Origin of the sequence: Pseudomonas soli (assembly GCF_021283165.2) — a bacterium.
Classification (GTDB): Bacteria; Pseudomonadota; Gammaproteobacteria; order Pseudomonadales; family Pseudomonadaceae; genus Aquipseudomonas; species Aquipseudomonas soli.
The window spans coordinates 2,551,600-2,573,354 of the sequence record NZ_CP128543.1; the positions used below are offsets into that span (position 1 = coordinate 2,551,600).

At 64.2% G+C, this 21,755-nt stretch carries 19 protein-coding genes, 1 pseudogene and 1 riboswitch; of the genes and pseudogenes, 4 read left to right on the forward strand and 16 right to left on the reverse strand.

What is annotated here, in order from left to right:
* Positions 1-116: 116 nt before the first annotated feature.
* The 3 genes from LU688_RS11940 to LU688_RS11950 form a co-directional block, all read right to left on the reverse strand.
* Complete coding sequence (locus LU688_RS11940) at positions 117-1,361, reverse strand: saccharopine dehydrogenase family protein (protein WP_038705903.1); 1,245 nt, start codon at positions 1,359-1,361, stop codon at positions 117-119.
* 30 nt (positions 1,362-1,391) lie between these two features.
* Entirely contained in the window at positions 1,392-2,489 is a 1,098-nt protein-coding gene (locus LU688_RS11945; protein WP_094011089.1) for a carboxynorspermidine decarboxylase, read from the reverse strand.
* Positions 2,490-2,793: 304 nt separating this feature from the next.
* Positions 2,794-3,687 (reverse strand): hypothetical protein, encoded by an 894-nt coding sequence (locus LU688_RS11950; protein ID WP_143067542.1) that lies wholly within the window; start codon positions 3,685-3,687, stop codon positions 2,794-2,796.
* A gap of 350 nt (positions 3,688-4,037) precedes the next feature.
* Between LU688_RS11950 and katG the strand changes: the two genes are divergently transcribed.
* The gene (gene katG / locus LU688_RS11955; protein ID WP_094011092.1) at positions 4,038-6,284 is read left to right on the forward strand and encodes a catalase/peroxidase HPI; all 2,247 of its coding nucleotides are present in this window, start codon (positions 4,038-4,040) and stop codon (positions 6,282-6,284) included.
* Between the two features lie 69 nt (positions 6,285-6,353).
* On the opposite strand, the gene LU688_RS11960 is transcribed toward katG, so the two are convergent.
* The 3 genes from LU688_RS11960 to LU688_RS11970 all read right to left on the reverse strand — a co-directional run bounded on the left by LU688_RS11960 (position 6,354) and on the right by LU688_RS11970 (position 9,174).
* Positions 6,354-7,688, reverse strand: a complete 1,335-nt coding sequence (locus LU688_RS11960) for an MFS transporter (protein ID WP_160290609.1) — start codon at positions 7,686-7,688, stop codon at positions 6,354-6,356.
* A 149-nt stretch (positions 7,689-7,837) separates the two neighbouring features.
* Complete coding sequence (locus LU688_RS11965; RefSeq protein WP_023631222.1) at positions 7,838-8,290, reverse strand: hypothetical protein; 453 nt, start codon at positions 8,288-8,290, stop codon at positions 7,838-7,840.
* 104 nt (positions 8,291-8,394) lie between these two features.
* Positions 8,395-9,174: a DNA/RNA non-specific endonuclease gene (locus LU688_RS11970; protein WP_023631223.1), complete on the reverse strand. Its 780-nt coding sequence runs from the start codon at positions 9,172-9,174 to the stop codon at positions 8,395-8,397.
* Positions 9,175-9,348: 174 nt separating this feature from the next.
* Between LU688_RS11970 and LU688_RS11975 the strand changes: the two genes are divergently transcribed.
* Positions 9,349-9,708: a VOC family protein gene (locus tag LU688_RS11975; protein WP_094011093.1), complete on the forward strand. Its 360-nt coding sequence runs from the start codon at positions 9,349-9,351 to the stop codon at positions 9,706-9,708.
* A gap of 3 nt (positions 9,709-9,711) precedes the next feature.
* Here the strand turns inward: LU688_RS11975 and LU688_RS11980 are convergent, their stop codons facing one another.
* The 3 genes from LU688_RS11980 to LU688_RS11990 form a co-directional block, all read right to left on the reverse strand.
* Entirely contained in the window at positions 9,712-11,286 is a 1,575-nt protein-coding gene (locus tag LU688_RS11980; RefSeq protein ID WP_023631224.1) for a GGDEF domain-containing protein, read from the reverse strand.
* Positions 11,287-11,460: 174 nt separating this feature from the next.
* A complete protein-coding gene (locus LU688_RS11985) occupies positions 11,461-11,940 on the reverse strand; it encodes a hypothetical protein (RefSeq protein ID WP_023631225.1) in 480 nt (159 codons plus the stop codon).
* Between the two features lie 55 nt (positions 11,941-11,995).
* Positions 11,996-12,151, reverse strand: coding sequence for a hypothetical protein (locus LU688_RS11990; RefSeq protein WP_156177603.1), 156 nt, complete (start codon positions 12,149-12,151; stop codon positions 11,996-11,998).
* Between the two features lie 207 nt (positions 12,152-12,358).
* Between LU688_RS11990 and LU688_RS11995 the strand changes: the two are divergent.
* Together LU688_RS11995 and LU688_RS12000 are read left to right on the forward strand one after the other, a co-directional pair.
* Positions 12,359-12,729, forward strand: a pseudogene (locus LU688_RS11995) (VOC family protein); the annotation flags it as partial.
* A 137-nt stretch (positions 12,730-12,866) separates the two neighbouring features.
* Positions 12,867-13,187 carry a hypothetical protein gene (locus tag LU688_RS12000; protein WP_023631229.1) on the forward strand — a complete coding sequence of 107 codons (321 nt, stop codon included), beginning with the start codon at positions 12,867-12,869 and terminating at the stop codon, positions 13,185-13,187.
* Positions 13,188-13,298: 111 nt separating this feature from the next.
* Here the strand turns inward: LU688_RS12000 and LU688_RS12005 are convergent, their stop codons facing one another.
* From LU688_RS12005 to LU688_RS12035, 7 genes are all read right to left on the reverse strand, one after another.
* The gene (locus tag LU688_RS12005) at positions 13,299-14,084 is read right to left on the reverse strand and encodes an ABC transporter ATP-binding protein (protein WP_094011094.1); all 786 of its coding nucleotides are present in this window, start codon (positions 14,082-14,084) and stop codon (positions 13,299-13,301) included.
* Positions 14,081-15,097: a FecCD family ABC transporter permease gene (locus LU688_RS12010; RefSeq protein WP_094011095.1), complete on the reverse strand. Its 1,017-nt coding sequence runs from the start codon at positions 15,095-15,097 to the stop codon at positions 14,081-14,083. The genes LU688_RS12005 and LU688_RS12010 overlap by 4 nt, the downstream gene beginning before the upstream one ends.
* Positions 15,094-16,107 (reverse strand): ABC transporter substrate-binding protein, encoded by a 1,014-nt coding sequence (locus LU688_RS12015; RefSeq protein ID WP_160290610.1) that lies wholly within the window; start codon positions 16,105-16,107, stop codon positions 15,094-15,096. Before LU688_RS12015 ends, LU688_RS12010 begins: the two co-directional genes overlap by 4 nt.
* A gap of 111 nt (positions 16,108-16,218) precedes the next feature.
* Positions 16,219-16,416, reverse strand: a riboswitch (cobalamin riboswitch).
* Between the two features lie 27 nt (positions 16,417-16,443).
* Entirely contained in the window at positions 16,444-17,595 is a 1,152-nt protein-coding gene (locus tag LU688_RS12020) for an acetyltransferase domain-containing protein (protein WP_094011097.1), read from the reverse strand.
* 197 nt (positions 17,596-17,792) lie between these two features.
* The gene (locus tag LU688_RS12025; RefSeq protein WP_094011098.1) at positions 17,793-18,767 is read right to left on the reverse strand and encodes a PDR/VanB family oxidoreductase; all 975 of its coding nucleotides are present in this window, start codon (positions 18,765-18,767) and stop codon (positions 17,793-17,795) included.
* 64 nt (positions 18,768-18,831) lie between these two features.
* The gene (locus LU688_RS12030; RefSeq protein ID WP_094011099.1) at positions 18,832-19,953 is read right to left on the reverse strand and encodes an aromatic ring-hydroxylating oxygenase subunit alpha; all 1,122 of its coding nucleotides are present in this window, start codon (positions 19,951-19,953) and stop codon (positions 18,832-18,834) included.
* Between the two features lie 106 nt (positions 19,954-20,059).
* Positions 20,060-21,658, reverse strand: coding sequence for a BCCT family transporter (locus tag LU688_RS12035; protein ID WP_094011100.1), 1,599 nt, complete (start codon positions 21,656-21,658; stop codon positions 20,060-20,062).
* Between the last annotated feature and the right edge of the window lie 97 nt (positions 21,659-21,755).

A 21,755-nucleotide genomic window follows, 5' to 3' on the forward strand; every position in this document is an offset into this window, starting at 1 on the left:
CAGTTCCTTTGGGCATCGCGAATGCGGGTAACGATCTGCCGGTGCGGGGCAAGCCCGCTGCCACAGACAGCTCCTAAACAGAAGGGGCGCCATCTGGCGCCCCTTCGTCGTGCAGCTTAGGCTTCAGCGTCCCACGGACGATCGCCTTTTTCATCCTTGACGCGGGTCGGCAGGCCCATCACGTCCAGCGCCTTGAGGAACGGCTCGGCCGGGAGCTCCTCGACGTTGACCATGCGCCCGGCATCCCACTGGCCACGGGCAACCAGCAGCGCGGCGGCTACCGGAGGCACGCCTGCGGTGTAGGAAATACCTTGGCTGTCGGTCTCGGCGTAGGCTTCCTCGTGGTCGGCCACGTTGTAGATGAACACCTCGCGCGGCTGGCCGTCCTTGGTGCCCTTGACCAGGTCACCGATGCAGGTCTTGCCGGTATAGCCCGGGGCCAGCGAGGCCGGATCCGGCAGCACGGCCTTGACCACTTTCAGCGGTACCACTTCCAGGCCTTCGGCGGTCTTCACCGGCTGCTCGCTGAGCAAGCCGAGGTTCTTCAGCACGGTGAACACATTGATGTAGTGTTCGCCGAAGCTCATCCAGAAACGCACGTTCGGCACGTTCAGGTTCTTCGAGATCGAGTGCACTTCGTCGTGGCCGGTCAGGTACAGGTTCTGCGAACCCACTACCGGCAGATCGTCGGTGCGCTTGACCTCGAACATGGTGTTGCTGGTCCACTGGCTGTTCTGCCAGCTCCAGACTTGCCCGGTGAACTCACGGAAGTTGATTTCCGGGTCGAAGTTGGTGGCGAAGTACTTGCCGTGGGAACCGGCATTCACGTCCAGGATGTCGATCGAGTCGATCTGGTCGAAGTACTGCTGCTGCGCGAGTTTCGCGTAGCTGTTCACCACACCCGGGTCGAAGCCGACGCCGAGAATGGCGGTAATGTTCTTTTGTTGGCACTCTTCGAGGTGTTTCCACTCGTAGTTGCCGTACCACGGCGGGGTCTCGCAGATCTTGCCCGGCTCTTCGTGGATGGCGGTGTCAAGATAAGCGACACCGGTATCGATGCAGGCGCGCAGCACCGACATGTTGAGGAAGGCGGAGCCAACGTTGATCACGATCTGCGATTCGGTCTCGCGGATCAGGGCCTTGGTCGCCTCGACATCGAGGGCGTTGAGCGAGAAGGCCTGGATGTCGGCGGGAACCTTGAGGCTACCCTTGGCCTTGACGCTGTCGATGATGGCCTGGCATTTGGAGATGTTCCGTGACGCAATCGCAATACGACCCAGTTCGTCGTTATGCTGTGCGCACTTGTGGGCCACCACCTTGGCGACACCTCCTGCACCAATGATAAGAACGTTCTTCTTCAATTCAGCTGCTCTCCTTCATGAAAGCCTGTCTTACGACAGGCTCGAAACGTAGTCTTCGAAACCGAACTCGCGCACCACTTCGACGCTGCCGTCGAGTTGCTTGACCGCGATGGAGGGCATTTTCAGACCGTTGAACCAGTTTTTCTTGACCATGGTGTAGCCCGCCGTGTCGATGAACGACAGCCGGTCACCGATGGCCAGTGGCTTGTCGAATTGGTACTCGCCGAAGATGTCGCCGGCCAGGCACGACTTGCCGCAGACCATGTAGGTGTGCGCACCGTCGTTGGGGGCCATCTTGGCGTTGAGGCGGTAGATCAGCAGGTCGAGCAAGTGCGCTTCGATCGAGCTGTCGACCACGGCCAGGTGCTTGCCGTTGTACAGGGTGTCGAGCACGGTCACTTCCAGCGAGGCGCTGTTGGTGATGGCCGCTTCGCCCGGCTCCAGGTAGACCTGCACACCGTAGGTTTCGGCGAACTGCTTCAGGCGCGCGCAGAAGGCGTCCACCGCGTAGTCCTCGCCAGTGAAGTGGATGCCGCCGCCGAGGCTGACCCACTCGACCTTGTGCAGCAGGTGGCCGAAACGTTCCTCGATGTGCGTGAGCATCTTGTCGAACAGGCCGAAGTCGCCGTTCTCGCAGTTGTTGTGGAACATGAAACCGGAGATCTTCTCGATCACCTTCTCGATCTTTTCTGGATCCCACTCGCCGAGGCGGCTGAACGGGCGCGCCGGGTCGGCCAGCAGGTAGTCGGAGCTACTCACCTGCGGGTTGACGCGCAGGCCGCGCACCTTGCCTTCGGACTGCTCGGCGAAGCGCTCGAGCTGGCCGATGGAGTTGAAGATGATCTTGTCGCAGTTTTCGAGCATCTCTTCGACTTCGTCGTCGGCCCAGGCCACGCTGTAGGCATGGGTTTCGCCGGCGAACTTCTGGCGGCCGAGCTTGAGCTCGAACAGCGAAGACGAGGTGGTGCCGTCCATGTACTGCTGCATCAGGTCGAATACCGACCAGGTAGCGAAGCACTTGAGGGCAAGCAGTGCCTTGGCACCGGAGTGTTCGCGCACGTAGGCGATCTTCTCCATGTTGCTCAGCAGCTTGGTTTTGTCGATGAGGTAGTACGGCGTCTTGATCATTTAAAGGCCCCCGGCCAGGCCGGCCAAAAAAAGGACACGCATTGTGCCTTCACTTGCCGCGGTACGAAAGGGCGCGAGGCGCATTTCGTCAGAGTCGTGCCGCGTTTTGCAAGGGAAACCCCACCGGTTCCATGGTCCGGTCCTCGGTGCGAGCTGTACTTGCCGCGGGTCGTGACCAAGTTGACCAGATCAAGATGACCATGCTGGTTGGCGACGAGGCATACCAGGAAGAATCCGATGGACGCGACATGTTGTGCAAACGGTCTACCGACGTCGGTTCAGGGGCTGGCTCGCACACGCCGGTTCAGGGCTGACTGGCGGGCAGCAGGGGCGCTGGTGGAGTAGCTTGCTGATCAGGACGACCCATCATGGTGGAAAAGGTGGGCATGTTGTTATCGTCCAGAAACTTCTGCGCCTCAGCCAGCGTTACCGGTGTTTCATCTACCCATGGCTGTTCCCAGAGGCTGGAAATGTAGAGTTGTGGGGCCCCTGAAGGCTGAAGGCGGCCATCGCTGAAGACGAATGACTGCGTGACATGCAGGTGTTCGCTGACAAAGCTCGCGCTGTCCACGACCCAGGAAAATCGCAGTAACTTGCGCTTGCCTTCGATCTGTACGGCAAAGCCGTTGGCGAACGTGACGGGCGTGGTGTCTCCGCTGATCAGGTCTTTCATGACACCGGTGCTGCGGTAGGCACTGTAGGGTGACAGCGCGCCCGTGCGCAGCCCCTCAACCTCAGGGGGAACGGGCGTGCCACTGAGCAGCCGGCCCCGCGGGTCGACGATCAGGACATTGATCAGCCGGTCATCGTGAAGGGAGTAAAGCTGATTGGTGAGTGTCAGTACCACCTCGGGGATGTCATCGTCATCCAAGTCCAGGACTTGGTATCGGACGTTGGTGGGGATCTGGTGGTAGGTCAATGGGGCGGTGGGTGGATAGTCCCGGAAACGCTGATCCTTTGCGGTATGTGCAACCTCCAGGGTTTTCACCGGCACGCGGTTCAACAGGAGCGTGACCAGGTCAGGTTCCCCCACGAACATCTTGTCCTGCGCTTCCCATTGAGCGCCTGTTGTGCGGCCTGTCTTGATCTCCACTGCAAGGGGTTGCCTGAGTTCGGCGACCTGTTGCCAGTGTTCCATCATGGGTTTGAACAGGTCCTGGAAAAGGCCGGCCCATAAGCTCAGTGCAGAGACGCTCAAGACGATTCCGCCAACGGCGGCGGCGCGATGCCGACTGCACCACGCAATCAAGGCCCTAAGCAGATTCGCGCACATCCGTCTCATTGTTTTCTGTTCCCTTGATCCTGGCCGGTTCTGCTGCTGGTGCTTGAAAGGCGCAGACTATCACAGGGCAACATCGGCTCTATTAGACCTCTGCCCAGGCTCGGCTAGTCTTTCTGCTGGTTCCGTGAAAAGCCGGCGCACAGGCGTGCCCGGCCATAACCGACGAGGGGCAGGCGCGTTTGGCGAACGCCTGATTCAACACCTGGCAGCGCAATGACAACAACGCCCGGAAATCTGAATTGAACCGACCCAAAAGGTAGCAGCAGATGGCGAACGAATCGAAATGCCCGTTTCACCAGACCGCCGGTGGCGGCACCAGCAACCGTGACTGGTGGCCTGACCAACTCAACCTGAAGATCCTCCACCAGCATTCGAGCAAGTCCGACCCGATGGACCCGGACTTTGACTACGCCAAGGCGTTCAAGAGCCTCGACTTCCAGGCACTCAAAGCAGACCTGACAGCCTTGATGACCGACTCCCAGGACTGGTGGCCGGCGGATTTCGGCCACTATGGCCCGCTGTTCATCCGCATGGCCTGGCACAGCGCGGGCACTTATCGCATTGGTGATGGCCGAGGTGGTGCTGGCTCTGGCCAGCAGCGTTTCGCCCCGCTCAACAGCTGGCCGGACAACGTCAGCCTGGACAAGGCCCGGCGCCTGCTGTGGCCGATCAAGCAGAAGTACGGCAACAAGATTTCCTGGGCCGACCTGATCGTGCTTACCGGCAACGTGGCCCTGGAGTCCATGGGCTTCAAGACCTTCGGCTTTTCCGGTGGCCGCGCCGACGTATGGGAGCCGGACGAAGACGTGTACTGGGGCTCGGAAAAGGTCTGGCTGGGTGGCGACACCCGCTACGGCAAGGAACAGGTCAAGGCCCAGCCACCCGGCCAGGGTGACCTGGTAGCCGAGCCTGCCAAGCATGGCGAGGAGCAGAACCGCGACCTGTCGGCCGAGCGCAACCTGGAAAACCCGCTAGCGGCGGTGCAGATGGGCCTGATCTACGTCAACCCGGAAGGACCGGAGGGCGAGCCGGACCCGGTGAAGTCCGGCCAGGACATCCGTGAGACCTTTGGCCGAATGGCCATGAACGATGAGGAGACCGTGGCGCTGATCGCCGGCGGCCATGCCTTCGGCAAGACCCACGGCGCCGGCCCCGCCGACAACGTCGGCGCCGAGCCGGAAGCGGCGGGCCTCGAGCTGCAGGGCCTGGGCTGGAGCAACAAGTTCGGGACCGGCAAGGGCGGCGACACCATCACCAGCGGCCTGGAAGTGACCTGGACCTCGACCCCGACTCGATGGAGCAACGAGTACCTGAACAACCTGTTCAACTTTGAATGGGAGCTGACCAAGAGTCCGGCCGGCGCCCATCAGTGGCGGCCGAAGGATGGCAAGGGCGCCGGCACCGTGCCTGATGCCCATGATCCCGGCAAGAAGCACGCGCCGTCGATGCTCACCTCTGACCTGGCGCTGCGCTTCGACCCGATCTACGAGCCGATCGCCCGGCGTTTCAAGGACAACCCCGACCAGCTCGCCGATGCCTTCGCCCGTGCCTGGTACAAGCTGATCCACCGCGACATGGGCCCGCTGGCGCGCTATCTCGGGCCGGAAATGCCCAACGAGGAGCTGCTGTGGCAGGATCCGTTGCCCAAGGCCGGGCCTCAACCCAGCGACGCCGATATCGCCGCGCTCAAGGCCAAGGTGCTGGCTTCGGGGCTGAGTGTCGGTGAACTGGTGTCCGCCGCCTGGGCCTCGGCCTCGACCTTCCGCGGCTCCGACAAGCGCGGCGGTGCCAACGGCGGTCGCCTGCGCTTGGCACCGCAGAACGGTTGGACGGCAAACCAGGGGCTGGACAAGGTGCTGATGGCGCTGGAGAAGATCCGCAGCGAGGGCGGGAACCAGGTCTCCCTGGCTGACCTGATCGTCCTGGCCGGCAATGCAGCGGTGGAAAAAGCCGCCCAGGATGCCGGGCACAGCATCAGCGTGCCGTTCCACCCGGGGCGTGTGGACGCCTCGCAGGAGCAGACCGATGTCGAGTCGTTCGCCGTGCTCGAGCCCCTGGCCGACGGTTTCCGCAACTTCAGCAAGGCGCGCTACAGCGTCAAGGCCGAGAAATTGCTGCTGGACAAGGCCCAGTTGCTGACGCTCACCGCACCGGAACTGACCGTGCTGATCGGTGGCCTGCGGGTGCTGGGCGCCAACCATGGCGGCAGCAAGGAGGGGGTGTTCACCGACAAGGTCGGCGTGCTCAGCAATGACTTCTTCCGCAACCTGCTGGACATGGGCGTGGAATGGAAACCGACTTCGGCGGACAACGAAGCGTTCGAAGGCCGTGACCGCAAGACCGGCCAGGTGAAATGGACCGCCAGCCGGGTCGACCTGGTGTTCGGCTCCCATGCGCAGCTGCGTGCCTTGAGCGAGGTATACGGCAGCAGCGATGCCAGGGAGAAGTTCGTCAAGGACTTCGTCGCGGCCTGGGTGAAAGTGATGGAGCTGGACAGGTTCGACCTGGCATAACGCCGATCGCGGGGCATGTCGCATCGGCGCTTCGATGCGGCATGCCCCGCGATGTTTGCTAACCCAGGCTTAAAGCCCCTGGGATCCCTGCAACGGGTCGGTGCCAGGGTTTTCCTCATGCAACGAAACCTGCGCGGTCTCCGGCAACGCCAGCCCGCCGATCAATGCCAGCAAGGCAATCACCACCAGGTAGAACGCCGGGGCCAGGCGGCTGCCACTTTGTTCGATCAACCAGGTCGCCACCAGCGGCGCGGTGCCGCCGAACAGGGTATAGGCGACGTTGTAGGTGATCGCCGAGGCGGTGTAGCGGCTGCGGGTGGGGAAGGATTCCGACAGCAGCGCGGCGGTGACCACGCCACTCATCAGCGCGCCGATGGCCAGCAGGATCACTCCCAGCAATGCCCCCGCCAGCGACCCCGAGCTGGCCAGCCAGTAGGCCGGGAACACCGCGACCATTACCCAGAGGCAAGTGAAGCCGATGGTCCGGCGCCGTCCGACACGATCTGAAAAGGCGCCCGCCAGCGGGCAGCCGGCCGCGGCGAACAGCAGCGCCACGGTCGAGACCAGTAGCGCCTGGGCGCGGCTCAGGTGGCCGACCGTCTGCAGGTAGGTGGCGAAGTAGGTGGTGAACATGTAGAACGACAGCGCCGTCAGCGAGATGAACGCGCCAAGGTTGCCGATGGTGCGGCCATGGTGGCGCAGAGTGTCGCCGAGCGGCGAATGGCTGTGCGCCTTGCCTTCGGCGATTGCCTGGCGAAACGCCGGGGTTTCCTCCATGCGCCAGCGCAGGTAAAGGCCGACCAGGCCCAGGGGCGCGGCGACCAGGAACGGAATACGCCAACCCCAGGCGTTCATCGCCTCGGGTGTGAGGCTTGCCTCCAGGCCATAGGCGATGACCGCCGCGCAGGCGAAGGCAGAGAAGGTCGAGACCGGCACGAAGCTGCCGTAGAACGCGCGCCTGCCCCGTGGCGCGTGCTCCATCAGGTAGGCGCAAGCGCCGGCATATTCACCCCCTGCGGAAAACCCCTGCAGGCAGCGGGCGAGGGTGAGCAGCGCCGGGGCCAGCACGCCGATGCTGGCATAGGTCGGCAGCAGGCCGATCAGCGTGGTGGAGCCGGCCATCAGCAGGATGGTCAGCGACAGGATGCGCTTGCGCCCGAGACGGTCGCCCAGCGCACCAAACACGATGCCGCCCAAAGGGCGCAGGGCGAAGGCCACGGCAAATACGGCGAAGGTCTTGAGCAGGGCGACGCTGGCGTCCTCACTGGCGAAGAACTGGCTGGCGATCAGGGTGGCGAGGAAACCGTAGACGGCGAAGTCGAACCATTCGACGAAGTTGCCGATGGCCGAGGCGGCAATCACCCGCCGCAAGGTGGCGGGTGGGACCTCGTGGGCGATGGACATAGGGTGCTCTCCGGGGGTCTTGGCAGCCTGGACGGATGCGCCGCGCTCGGGGCGCGGCGTCGTTGTTCTCGGGCCAGTAGACAAGCGGCAAGGCGAGGGTGCTTTGTCGGGGGCGACATCAGGATGCCTGTTAGCACCGGAAAGCAGGTTCAGTGCAGTGGCATGGGGGTTGGCAGACGAGGCATGAGTACCAGGGGCGCGATCACATCGACATGACCGTCTTCGAACAGGCTGCCGGGAACGGGTGGGTAAGTGGTTCTCCAGCATTCGTGCTCGACCAGTTGCTTCAATTGGCTCAAGGGTGAGGCATTGACCCAGACGGGCAGCAGGCGTTCATGGGCGGGCGAGCTGCGTACGGCCTTGCAGGCGACGGGGCGGTTGCTGCGGTCCAGAGTGAGCTTGAGCGTGACCACGCCGACTAGGGTGCCCTGGTTGGCGGCATTGATTCGGTTGACGAGGGCACTCTGCATGGCCGCCGTGAAACCGGCCAGGGCGGCGGCGTCGACTTTCGCGTTGGCTTCGGGGTTGGCGCTGCAGGCCAAGAGCGTGAGCAGGCCAAGCGCTGCCAGCGGGAGGAGAGTGAACAGCGGGATCTTCGACACGGGAACGTCCTTGGAGGCAAACACCGGTACCTGCGTATACCGGTTTGAAAAGGGGCCGTAGATTAACGTGGCTGCGCCTTATACTTCAGGGGGAAAGCTTTCTCTCACTCACGGTCGCAACGCGCAGGCAGCGGCCAGGTGTGGGGTGGGCGCCGATCTTTGAGGTGCTCAGGCACCTCGATCGGCGGCTCGTCCGGGCCAAGCGCAGTCTCGATCTGGCGGACACTGCGCAAGTACGGGTCGAGGTCTGTGCCCAGATCCACCTGGTGCGGGATCCACCAGGCGATGACCTGGGGCTGTCCGTGTTCATCCTCGGTCAGCAGCACTTTCCAGAACGCCTCGGGCGTGGCGATGCCGTGGGACTGGATGAAGGCATCGTTGTCCAGGGCCGCGCCGGCATGGCCGAACATCACGCCACCGATTACCGTCACCGGGCGCAGGTCGCGATAGCACTCGGTCAGCAGTTCGGTCTGGTACCAGGTGCGGCTATTGTGCGAGGCCAACTGCGGGACGATATTGCTCATCAGGTTGGAGGCGTCCATCGCCGTCCGATCGTCGTCGAAATGATTGTTGGCCGCCAGATGGCCGCGATGGTAGCCCTTGGGTGTCGAGTAAGCCTTGGCCGAGAACTGGCCTTTACAGCCCTCGGGCAGGCTACGGTCGATACGGAAGTTATCGACCCGAGGCAGATGCCCCTGGTCCTTGTCGAGGGTGAAGCTGAAGCGGTGCGGCTCGCCGCGCAGGCAGTCGTACCAAAGCTGGAAGCGCCCGTGGTCGAGCAGGGTCAGTGGCGTGGCGGCAGGCTCGGCAGGTATTGGGGAGGGCAGGCGGGGGGCGCACGAGGTCAGGCTCAGCACCAGCAAGAGGAACAGCAAACGGCGCATGTCGCGTCTTCCTTGAACAGAAGCCCGGGATGTTACAGCAGTCTGCCGGTGCATGGCTTTTTCCACGGCATGGCGGATACACGACAGTAGTGGCGGCGCGAGTTAGGGTCGTTATTTGTGAAATATCCCACTAGGATCGGGTTCATCACTCACCCACCCGCAAGGAAGCTGTACATGGCAGAACGAAGCAACGATCGGCAAATCGACAACATCGAGTTCAATGTGGCCGATATCGCCCGCAGCAAGGCGTTTTATGGCCAATTGTTCGGCTGGACCTTCACTGACTATGGGCCTACCTACACCGAATTCAGGGACGGACGTATCACCGGGGGATTCACCACGGGCGAGCCGGTCTGCCCTGGCGGGCCGCTGGTCATCCTGTATGCCGATGATCTCGAACAGACCCAGCAGCGTATCGAGGCACTTGGCGCTCGCATCAGCCGTGCAGTGTTCGCGTTTCCCGGCGGGCGCCGTTTCCACTTCATCGACCCGGATGGCTATGAGCTGGCGGTGTGGACGGCCAGCGCTGTCTAGAGGTCAGACCGGGTGTTCGATGCACACGCGGTTGCGCCCCTTCTGCTTGGCCCGGTACAGCGCCTGGTCAGCTTTGCGCAGGGTATCGCCAGGCTCGTCACCCGTCAGGGGCTGCCAGTTGGCCACGCCCAGCGATAGGGTAATCCCGCCGACAGGTTCGATAGGGGTGTGCTCGACGGTCAGGCGCAGGTGGCCGGCGATGGCGCTCGCCACCTCCAGCCCTGCACCCGGCAGGAGCATCAGGAACTCTTCGCCGCCAGTGCGGCACAGCAGGTCGCCCTCACGGCAGGTACCACGCATCAGGCCGGCCAGCCGATGCAGGACCAGGTCGCCGATGTCATGGCCGTGGTTGTCGTTGATCCGTTTGAAATGGTCGATGTCCAGCACTACAACGGCGAAGCCGCGTTTTTCAGCCTGCAGCAAGCGCAGTGCCTGCTGCAGCCCACGGCGATTTAACAGCCCCGTGAGCGGGTCGGTCTGGACATCGTGGTTGAGTCGGCCAATACGCTCCTGCAGCAGGTTGAGGCCGAACAACAGGGCGCGCTTGAGCTCCGCGGCCTCGGCATACCAGGCGCGGACCTGGTGGATGCGCTCGGTGGTCTGCTGCTCGCTCGTACCCCGGGCGACCGTGGCCAGTTGCCTGAGCGGGTGAGCGATGACTTGGGTCAGCCAGCACAGCAGCAGCCAGCCGAGCAGGGCCAGCGGTGCGGAAATGGCGATGACATTGAGGATCAGGTGGCGCAGCGGTGCCACGGTCGATTGCAGGGGTTGCTGGGAAACGATGGCCCAGCCGGTGCTGGGCACCGTGGCAAAACCGGCAAGCATCTCCACGCCTTGGCTGTTGATCAGTCGCCGGGTGCCTTGATCCAGGCGAGGCAGTTCGTCGACCAGCGGGTTGTCGCCTACCAGGCTGCCGACCCGCTGGCTGTCGGGGTGGAAAAGCAGCCGACGGTTACGATCGACTACGTAGAGGTACGCGCCGTTCTGGTAGAAGTGCGTGCCCAGCAGGCTGTTGAGCATGTTGCGTTCGCGCAGGTACAGGCTGCCGCCGATATAGCCCTGGTAATGACCGTTGGCGTCGAAGATCGGTTGCGACATGATCACCAGCAGGTTGCCGGCTGCCGACAAGAACGGCGTGGACACCAGCGTGCGGCGCTCGCGCAAGGCTTGCTGGGCGGCATCCGAGCGGGTCAGGGTGCCGGCCAGGTGTTGCAGCGGCGCAGGCGCAAGCGTACGCAATACGCCTTGGGCGTTGACCCGCAAGGTCGAGTTGAACAGGTTGCTTTGCGCTTGCAGGCGGTCGATTTCCGCCTGTACCAGGCTGTCGTCATCGGGGTGCCGGGCACATTGATTGGCACTATAGGCCAGTTGCTGCAGGGCGTTGACGAGGGTGTTCTCGGTCACGGCGGCCACTTTTGCGGCGTACGCCCGGTTGGCTTCCAGGGCGTTGTCGATCAGCAGTTGGCGTTGCACCCGGTAGCTGGCGAAGTAGCTGGCCAGCAGCATCACCAGCGCGGTGACGGCGCATAGCATGAGTATGAGTGAGCGCAGGTCAGGGCGCCGAGCGTAGGGGAACATGAATCGCAATCCTTGGCCTCATGGGATGCAGCAGATGCCTCACCTTACGCGCTAGGCGCGCGTTGCACCATGCAGGTGGGAAATTGCAGGATTGGATGATGGAGAGCACTCCGGCTTCTCACAAGAATCACAGCACCCGCCTCAGCCGCAGTTGTTTCCAGTTCTTTCCTTGTATCAGGGCAGGGCCTGCTCCAGTGCGCTCAGGTCATCCTCGACCTCCTGCATGCGCGCTTGCGCCAGGGCCTGAACCTGAGGGTCGCTGGCGCTCTCGCGCATCAGCCGGGTGAGCTTTTCGCTCAGGCGCTTGCCCTGGTCACTCTGGCCCAGTTCCTTGGCCTTGGCGGGGTCGCGGGTCGCCTGGACGATATTGGCGAACTCGGCGTCGTTGAAGTGTTCCTCGCTGTACAGCTTGAACAAGTCCTGGCGCTGATCCTCGACGGTGAGGTGCTTGCGCAGCACCTCCTTGATCTGCTCCTGCGGCACCTTGGTGTGAGTCATCGCCAACAGTCCGGCCATGCGCTCGATGTTGTGGTCGTAGGCTTCCTGCAAGGGCAGGTTGGCGAGGATCTGTTCCTCGCGGCTGGGCTTCTGGTCACAGGCGGCGAGGGCGCCGAGCAGGAGCACGGGCAACAGCAATCGGGTCAGGCGGGACATGGGCAGCCTTGGGCACGGTAAGGCTTGCGAGTTTACTGCAAACCCATGCGCAAGTTCAGCGTTGCAACGGATTGCGCAGACGTACCCAGACAATCGCCGGCAGGGCCATCAGCAGCCATTTCAGGTAGCGGTTCACTTCGTAGTGCTCGCAGGCGATGCCGATGCTGGTACAGACCACCACCACCGCCACGAACTGGATCATTCTTTCCATCGGCAGGTTTCCATTATTGCTGGGGCCGGGAGGGCCGCGGCGCGCACTTTAGCAGTGGCGCGGGCGCGCAGGCCAGGATGCCATACGGCGTAACACTTTTACGGCGGTTCATGCGCGCGAAGTTGGCTATTGTGCGGCAATCCTGGCCCCCAAGGAAGGCGACCCGATGACTACCTACAAAGGCGGCTGCCTGTGCGGCCGCATCCGTTTCAGGTATCGCTGCTGGGCTTCGAGATTGCTATCAACGCCCGGAGCGGCGTTTCGCCTACCTTGACCTGCACTGCGCGCAGTTGATGCTCGAGCAGCTCGATGCCGATGATCACTGGCTCACCGGGCCTCTGGAAAAGCCCTTCGGGCGGGGAATCAACCTGCAGATTGATGTCGCTGCGGTCGCGCCGCTGCTCGAACGGCTGGAGCGCCATCGCTGGCCGTTGTTCCAGGCGTGCGAGGAGGTCTGGTATCGCGCAGATGCTGTCGAAGTGGGGTTGCGCCAGTTCCTGGTCCAGGACCCGGATGGCTACCTGTTGAGGCTGGCGCAGAAACTGGGCGAGCGCCCGGTTGCGTTACCCGCGCGTTAGCCCTTGCTACCGGCCCCTGCAGCCGGCGTCTGACAGGCCATCCCGACCGACACCCGCCATGCTCAACACCGTGTTCATTTCCATTCCCGGCGTATTCGCCTACCGTCTCCTTCCACCCCATCACAAGGAGATCACGCATGCCCGAGCTTGCGTTGTACAAGGTGAAACTGCTGGACGAATTCGAGGCTCGCGAGGACGACTGGAGCTTCGGCCACTTCGAGCGCCGGCTGACCCAGGTCAAGCCCGCCGCCAACTATCAGGACGCCAAGGGCATCATCAAGGCTGCCCATCTGGCGAACAACTGGCCGAATACGGTAAAGCGCTATCTGCTGAGCAACTACCGCGCCCACGGTAATGTCAGCAGCGAGCTGACCGAAACCTTCATGCAGGTGCTGGCCAGCCTGACGCCGCAGGAGATGAAGGACTGGCAGCTGCCGCAGGTAAACCAGTCGGCCTGATCGCCGCCAAGTCGATTCCCACAGGATGGCGCATGGTTTCAGGCTGGCGCGGTCGGTGTGGGAGCCGGCTTGCCGGCGATGTGCCGCGTAAGCGGCGCTTTCCATGCCGACTCAGGCACGAAACCGCAAAACCCGCGCCCCATCATACGGATCGACCAGATAGTGCCCCCGCACCCCAAACGTCCCCAGCAACCGCTCCGGCGTCAACACCGCCTCCGGCTTGCCTAGGGCAACCAACCGCCCTTGATCGAGCACGGCCAGCCGATCGCAAGTCAACGCCTGGTTCAGATCATGCAGCGCCACCAGCGTCGTCACCGGCAGCGCCTGCACCTGGCGCAGCAAACCGAGTTGGTGCTGGATATCGAGATGGTTGGTCGGCTCGTCCAGCAACAGCACCTGCGGCCGTTGCGCCAAGGCCCGGGCGATATGCACGCGCTGGCGCTCGCCGCCGGACAGTTCGCCCCATAGCCGTCGGCGCAAGTGGCTGGCGTCGGCGTCGGCCAACGCCTGTTCGACGATGGCGCGGTCATCGTTGCCGAACGGTGCCAGGGCCGAGAGCCAGGGCGTGCGGCCCAGGGCGACGGCGTCGTACACGCTGATGGCGTCCAGGGTGTCGGCCTGTTGCTCGACCAGGGCCAGGCGCTGGGCGACATGCCGGCGCGGCATGCGTTCCAGCGCTTCGCCGAGCAGGCGCACGCGGCCACTGCTAGGCGTGCGCAGGCCGGCGAGCAGCTTGAGCAGGGTGGACTTGCCCGAACCGTTGGGGCCGACCACGCCGAGGGTTTCGCCGGGCAGCACGCTCAGGTCGACCCCCTGCAGCACGTCGCGTCCGCCCAGGCGCAGGCCGAGCCCTTGGCAGGTGAGCGGCGCGTCGGCGATGGTGGTCATCACGCTCATGGGCGCCCCCGGCGGCTGATCAGGATCAGCGCGAACACCGGTGCGCCGATCAAGGCCGTGACCACGCCCACCGGGATCACCTGGCCGGTGATCAGGGTGCGCGAGAGGATGTCGGCGATGATCAGGAACAGCGCACCGCCCAGGGCGCTGGCCGGCAGCAGGCGGCTGTGCCCGGGGCCGAGCAGTAGGCGCAGGGCATGGGGGATGACCAGGCCGACGAAGCCGATGGCGCCGACGATGGACACCATCACCGCGGTGACCAGCGCCGCGCAACTGATCAGCAGCAGTTGTGTACGGCGCACCTGTACGCCCAGCGAGGCCGCCGAGTCGGCGCCGAAGGTGAATGCGTCCAGTGCCCGGCGCTGCCACAGGCATATCGCGAGGCCGAACAGGGCGACCGGCACCGCCAGCCACACCGACGGCCAGCGCACGCCGCTGAGGTTGCCCAGCAGCCAGAATAGGATGCCGCGGGCCTGCTCGGCGGTGGCCGACTTGGTGACGAGGAAGGCGGTGAGGGCGTTGAACAGCTGCGACCCGGCGATGCCGGCGAGGATCACCTGGGCATTGTCATGGCGGCTGCCACTGGCGCGTGACAGCAGCAGCACCAGGGCGAACGCCGCCAGCGCGCCGATGAAGGCGCCGGCCGACAGCGACAGCACCGCGCCGCCCAGGCCGAACAGCCCCACCGCCACGGCGCCGGTCGAGGCGCCGGCAGACAGGCCCAGCAGGTACGGCTCGGCCAACGGGTTGCGCAGCAGCGCCTGGAGGATCACCCCACAGGTCGCCAGCCCCGCGCCGCAGGCGGCGGCGACCAGGGTGCGCGGCAGGCGGTAGTTCCAGACGATGCCGGCGTCGATCGGGTCGACGGCATGGCCGGCCTGCCACAGCTGGTTGGCCAGCACCTGCCAGATCGCCTCGGCGCCGACACGGGTCTCGCCGATGGCAATCCCGGCAAGCATGGCCAGGCACAGGGCGAGTAACGCAAAAAGGCTGATGGGCAGCAGGCGGCTCATGGCTGGGGCGCTTTACCGCTGGCGAAGGCGCTGGACAGCACGTCCAGGCCGCGGAACAGGCGGATGCCTGCCTGCATGGCGTCGGCATCGAGGACGATGATACGGCCGTGCTTGACCGCGTTCATATTGCGCGTGACCGGGTCGCTGCGCAGGAAGTCGAGTTTTTTCTGGTAGTCGTCGGCCGGATAGCGGCGGCGGTCCATGCGCGCGACGATCAGCCAGGTGGGGTTGGCTTTGACCAGGGTCTCCCAGCCCACGGTAGGCCATTCTTCGCTGGACTCGACCACGTTGCGCACGCCGAGGGTCTGCAGCATGTAGTCGGCCACGCCCTGGCGGCCGGCGACATAGGGGTCGGTCTTGAGGTCGGCGCTGGAAAACCAGAACAGCGCGCTGGTGTGCGCCAGGTCCTGGCCGGCCAGGCGCTGCCTGGCCTGTTCCAGCTGGCCCTGAAGCTCGGCATTCAGGCGCGCGCCACGCTCCTGCACGTCGAAGATCTCGGCCAGCTGGCTGACGCTCTTGTAGATGCTCTGCACCTTGAACGGCTGCAGGCGGGTGCCGTCGGCGCCCACCAGGTTGTCCTTGCCCTCGCAGTCCGAGGGCAGCAGGTAGGTGGGGATGCCCAGCTCCTGGAACTGCTCGCGGGTGCCGACCGCGCCCTGGGCGCCGATCATCCATTCGAACTGCGCCGTCACCAGTTGCGGACGTTTGCCGACCACCGCCTCGAAGCTCGGTTCGTTGTCGGCCAGGCGCGGGACCTTGTCGTTCTGCGCCTTGAATTCCGGCAGCACGTTGTTGAACCACAGCGAGGTGCCGGCCAGCCGCTCACCCAGGCCCAGGGCATAGAGCAGCTCGGTGCCGGCCTGGCCGACGGTCACCGCCCGTTGCGGGGCCTGTGTGAAGGTCTGCGGCAAGCCGCAGTTGTCGACGGTCAGCGGGTATTGGGTGGCGCTGGCATGGGCCAGGCATGACAGGGACAGGCCGGCGAGGAGGGCGGCGAGGCGGTACGGCATGGTGGGGCGATCTCCTGGGTGGTGCACGGAATGGCCCACGGACAGGCATCGCCGGGTAGCCGTGCGCAAGCACGCGGCCAGGGGCGGATGACCATCCCGGACACCCCGCCGGTTGGTGAATGCGTGCCGGCAGGTCTCCTGACTGGTGCGTCCAGGCCGGCGCCAGCCTTCCCGGGTCGGCAGACCCAGTGGCATCGATGGCGCAGGCTCGGCACCTACAGTTGCGGGGGCAGTTCCCTTTGGATCGCCAGTGGCGAGCCCGGGATTCCCTTTTGATTCCGTGTGGAAACCGGCGGGCGGCATGGTAGACCATCGGGCTGTCGGGTGAAAACGCTTTTACAGGTACTTGAGCCAGGCGATATCGCGCCGGCGCGCTTTCAGCCGGGCGAACCAGCGCACCGGCAGGTACAGCGCAAGTGGCAGCAGCACGGCGGTCAGCCATACCGCGCCCATGCCATCGAAACCGAAATAGCCGCCCTGGTTCAGGCCAAACAGCGCCACGCACGCCACATACAGCAGCTTGAGCACATACAGGTGCAGCAGGTAGAAGAACATTGGCGCTGCGCCAAACACCGCAAGCGGGCCGATCCAGCGGGCGTCGCCGGCACGCTCGAAGCCGCGCAGCAGGAGCAGGCCGACGCCTAGGGTCAGGGCCAGGAACAGCAACGATGGTGGATACTTGGTGATATTGAAGAAGCTCATCAGCGTCTGCCCTACGCTGGCGTAGAGGCTCCAGGGGGCTTCGCCGTAGCCATTGAGCAGGCGCAGCGCACCGAACCCCAGCAGCAACGCCACGCCGGCCCATAGCAGGCGCTGCTGGCGCTTGCCGGCGTCGCTGCCCCGGGAAAACCACGGCCCGAGCCCATAACCCAGGGCGATCACGCCGATCCACGGTAACAGCGGGTAGGACGTGCGCAGGCGCAGATGTTCGCCCACCTCCAGCCAACTGCGTTCATGCAGGATCGCCCATGGCACATGCAGCGCCGATTCCGGCCCGAAGTGCAGGCCATCGAGCAGGTTGTGACCGGCGACGATCAGCGCGCCGAGGGCGAGCAGCGCCGGGCGCGGCAGCCACACCAGCAGCGACAGGGCGAGCATGCTCAGGCCGATGGCCCAGATCACCTGCAGGTAGATCACGCTCGGTGGCAATTGGAAGGTCCAGGCGAAGTTGACCAGGGTGAATTCCAGCACTACCAGGAACAGACCGCGCTTGAACAGGAACACCGAGACATCGCCACGGCCCTGGTGCTTCTCGCCATACAACCAGGCCGATAGCCCGGTAAGCAGCACGAACACCGGCGCGCACAGGTGCGCCAGGGTGCGGCTGGCGAACAGGCTGGGTTCGGTGGCGTCGATGTTCATCGGGTCACTGACCTGGCGGTGCAGGAAGAACGTTTCGCGCACGTGGTCCAGCAGCATGAACAGGATCACCAGGCCGCGCAGGGCGTCGATGCTTTGCAGGCGTTGGGGGAGTTGGAGGCGGGTCATTGGAAAAGTCGCAAACGGAGGATTTGAGATGTTATCTCATAACAATTTATTGATCCACTGGCCCGCATTTGCATCGACGCCCCCGAAGCTATCGCGGGGCAAGCCCGTTCCTGCAGGTCACGCGCTATTCCTGCAGGCGCGGGCTTGCCCCGAGTTGGCATCGTTCGGCCCCGTGGGACACGCTCTGGCTCTGCCCCTCAGAGATCCAGCACCAACCGCGCCGAGCGCGCCCGCGACACGCACAGCATCATGCTCTGCTGGGCAGCCTTTTCCTCGTCGCTGAGGTATTGGTCGAAATGCTCGGCCTCGCCTTCGAGGATCGCCGTTTCGCAGGTGCCGCACACGCCTTCGCGGCACAGGCACTCGACCTTCGCGGCCTTGGACTTCTCGATGGCCTGGAGGATGGTCATGCCTTCCTCGACTTGCAGTTCGGTGCCCGACCGGGCCAGGACCACGGTGAAGGCCGCACCTGTGGCCGGCGCGGCGGCGGCGAACTGTTCCCAGTGCACCCGCGATTCGGCGATGCCAGCGGCGGCGGCGGTGGCGATCACCGCGTCGATCAGCGGCTTGGGCCCGCACACATAGAGGTGGGCGTCATCGGCCAGGCCCGCGCACAGCGCGGCGAGGTCGAGCTTGCGGTCCAGGCTGTCGATGTAGAACCGTGTGTTGCCGGCATGCGGGCCTTGTTCCAGATCGCCCTGGAAGGCGCCGTGTTCCGGGGCGCGGAAGGCGTAGTGCAGCTCGTAGGGGGTGGCGCCATCTTCCAGCTCGTGCAACTGCGCCAGGAACGGGGTAATGCCGATGCCGCCGGCGATCAGCACATGGCGCCCGGCATCGGCGTCCAGGGCGAACAGGTTGTTGGGGGTGGAGATGGTCAGCTCGCTGCCCACCGCGACCTGGTTGTGCATGAACGCCGAACCGCCCTTGGACTGCTCCTCGAGCCGCACGCCGATCTGGTAGCTGTGCAATTGACGCGGGTCGCTCATCAGCGAATAGGCATTGCTGAACTGGCTGCCGCAGGGCGACTGCATCTGCACGATCACGTGGCTGCCGCCGCTGAAGGCGGGCAGGGGGCCGCCGTCGGCGCGGGCCAGGGTGAAGCGCTTGATCTGCGGCGTGGCCTGTTCCACACCGGTCACGCGCACCTTGAACATCTCGTATTGCTTGGCCATGGCGTACCTCGACAACAAAGCCCCGCGCCAGGCCCTGGCGCGGGGCGGGGGAGCTTGGGTGTGTTCAGTCGTCCAGATGGGCGACCGCGATCAGGTTGTGGAAGTGGGCGATGCCGTGCTCGCTGACGCCGCTGCGCTGGGCGTCGACCATGATCCGGCCCTGGCCACGGTAGCCGCGGGACTTCAGGCCTTTCTGCACGCTCTCGACCAGGCGCAGGTCCTCGGGGCGGAATACTTCACGGTACCAGTCGATCAGCTTGTGCTGCTCTGCGCTGAGTTCCTTGTTGAGGAAGTAGATGTCGTAGTGCTGCAGGGTGGTCTCGGCATCGACCGGGAACTCGTAGATCACGGTCATGAAGTTGGCCCCTGGCGGTACGTTGAACATGGTGCATGGCCAGGCCCAGAAGCCGGCGAAGGACGGGTCTTTCACCGACTCGTCGAAGGTGAATGACTGCTCCGACGGTTTGGCCAGGCCGTATTGCAGGGTCCAGTTGCCGTGCAGGCTGTGGCTGTACTGGCCGACGTCCACCGAATCGGAGAAGCCGGGGTGGGCCGGAGCGCAGTGGTAGCACTCCAGGTAGTTGTCGACGATGGATTTCCAGTTGGCCGGAGTGTCGCTGACGAAGCGCGCGGCCAGATGCAGGTCGTCGATCACCGCGCAGGCTTCGCGCATGCGCTTCTGCATGCCCGGCAGCTGGTCTTCGACGGAGCCTGCGTCGTTGTCCATGTTGATGAAGATGAAGCCGGCGTATTCCTCCACGCGCAGCTGCACCAGGGTTGAATTGTCCTTGTCGAAGTTGGCCACGTTCTCGCAGTTGCGCGCATGGGCCAGCTCGCCGTCGAGCTTGAAGGTCCAGGCGTGGTACGGGCAGGTGATCACGTTCTTGGCCTTGCCGCTGCCTTCGAGCAGTTGGTGGCCGCGGTGCGGGCAGACGTTGTAGAAGGCCCGCAGCACGTCGTCGCGGCCCCGCACGACGATGATGCTCTCGCCGATCACCTGGCGGGTGATGTAGGCGTTCTTCTCGGCGACTTCGCTGCGGTGGCCGACGCAGATCCAGCTGCGGGCGAAGATCGCTTCCTTCTCGTGTTCGAAGACGGCGGCCTGGGTGTAGAACTTGGCCGGGAGGGTGAAGGCCTCCTCGGGGTTGGCGCAGAAGTCGGCGGGCAGGCGTTTGAAATCGTTCATGGCTCTATCTCGGTTCTTATTGGTTAACGCGTATCTGTTGGTTAACAATCTGGGCAAAAAAATTTGCCAGAACGGGGGCGGGCAAGCCCGCCTCCCAGGTTGTATTTCAGTGCACCACGGCAGCGCTACGCGGTGCCTGCGGCTGCGGTTCCTCACCTGCCAGGCGGGTGGCCTCTTCCTCGATGCGGTACGCCGGCACCTGGCCGTAGTCGGCCGCCAGCCACTTGAAGAACCCGTAGATCTTTACCAGCAGGATCACCATGAACGGGATCGCTGTGAGCACCACGGCGGTCTTCATGGTCGACAGCGAGGCCTTGGCGAAGAGCATGGCCAGTGGCACCAGGGTCAGCACCACGCACCAGAACAGGCGCAGGGTGGGGCTTGGGTCTTCACCTTCGCGCAGGTTGCGCGTGCTGGTGGCGGCCACGGCGTAGGCGGCGGCGTCCATGTGCGAGGCGCAGAACACCGCCATGATGAACAGGTACGCGGCGAGGAACAGCGTGCCCCAGGGCAGGGCCAGCAACAGGTCGGTCACCGCGGCTTCGCCGCCCAGCGTGCCGAGCAGCTTGGGTACGTCGATCTGGCCGTTGATGAACTGGTGCATGCTGTAGCTTTCCAGCGCGCCGAAGAAGAACCAGCAACCGAAGCTACCGCCCAGCAGCAGGGCGAACACCACTTCCTTGATCAGTCGGCCACGCGACACGCGGGCGACGAACATCGCCACGCCAGGGGCGTAGGACACCCACCACAGCCAGTAGAACACCGTCCAGTTGCGGGTGAAGGCGCCGTCCCCGGCGGGGTCGGTGAACAGGCTCATCTGCACGTAGTGCTGCAGCATCAGGCCGATGGAATTGGCGGTGTTGTTCAGGGTGAACTGGGTCGGCCCGACCAGCAGGACGATGGCGGCGAACACCAGGGCGCCGATGCAGACCATCTTCGACAGGCGCTGCAGGCCGCCGTCGATACCGATGTACGAGCTCAGCGAGAACAGCAGCGCCACCGCGCCGATCACCAGCAACTGCACGGTGAAGGTGTTGGGGGTGCCGGCCAGGTCGGCAAGGCCGCGGGTCAGGGTCGAGGCGGTGAGCGCCAGCGACACGGTCAGCGCGCCCATCATGGTCAGCAGGAAGATCAGGTCGACGGCGCGGCCGACCGGGCCGGTGGCCTTGAAACCGGTGACTGCCTCGATGATCGAGGCCAGGTTGAGGCCGCTCTTCTTGCGCACATGGAAGTGATAGGCCATGGCCAGCGAGGCCAGGGCGTAGATCGACCAGGCGCTGATGCCCCAGTGGAAGAACGAGTAGCTGACGCTGTATTCCAGGGCCTTGGCCGACATCGGCGCGATGTTCAGGCCTGGGGTCTGGTAGTAGTAGGCCCATTCCATCACGCCCCAGTACAGGGTCGAGGAACCCATGCCGGCGCAGATGAACATGAACACCCAGGTGGCGGTGGAGTATTCGGGCTTACCGGCACCCAGGCGGATGTTGCCGTATTTGCTGAAGGCCAGGTACAGCACGGCCAGGGAACTGCCGAACACCAGTACCTGGACGCTGGTGCCGAAGGTGCGGGTGGCCACTTCGAACAGCTGGTTGGCGAGGGTTTCGGCCTGGGCAGGGAAGGCGGCAAGGCCGATCACGGTGAGCAGCACGGCCAACAGGCTCACGGCGATCAGGAACACGTCGATCTTTTTGTTATTGGGGGACATCAATTGTCTCCTGGAGCATTTTTTTTGTAGTAGGCGTCAGGCGTTGGGAAGTCCGTATCGAGGTTCTGTGTTTCCTTTCTGTTAACTAATAGATAAC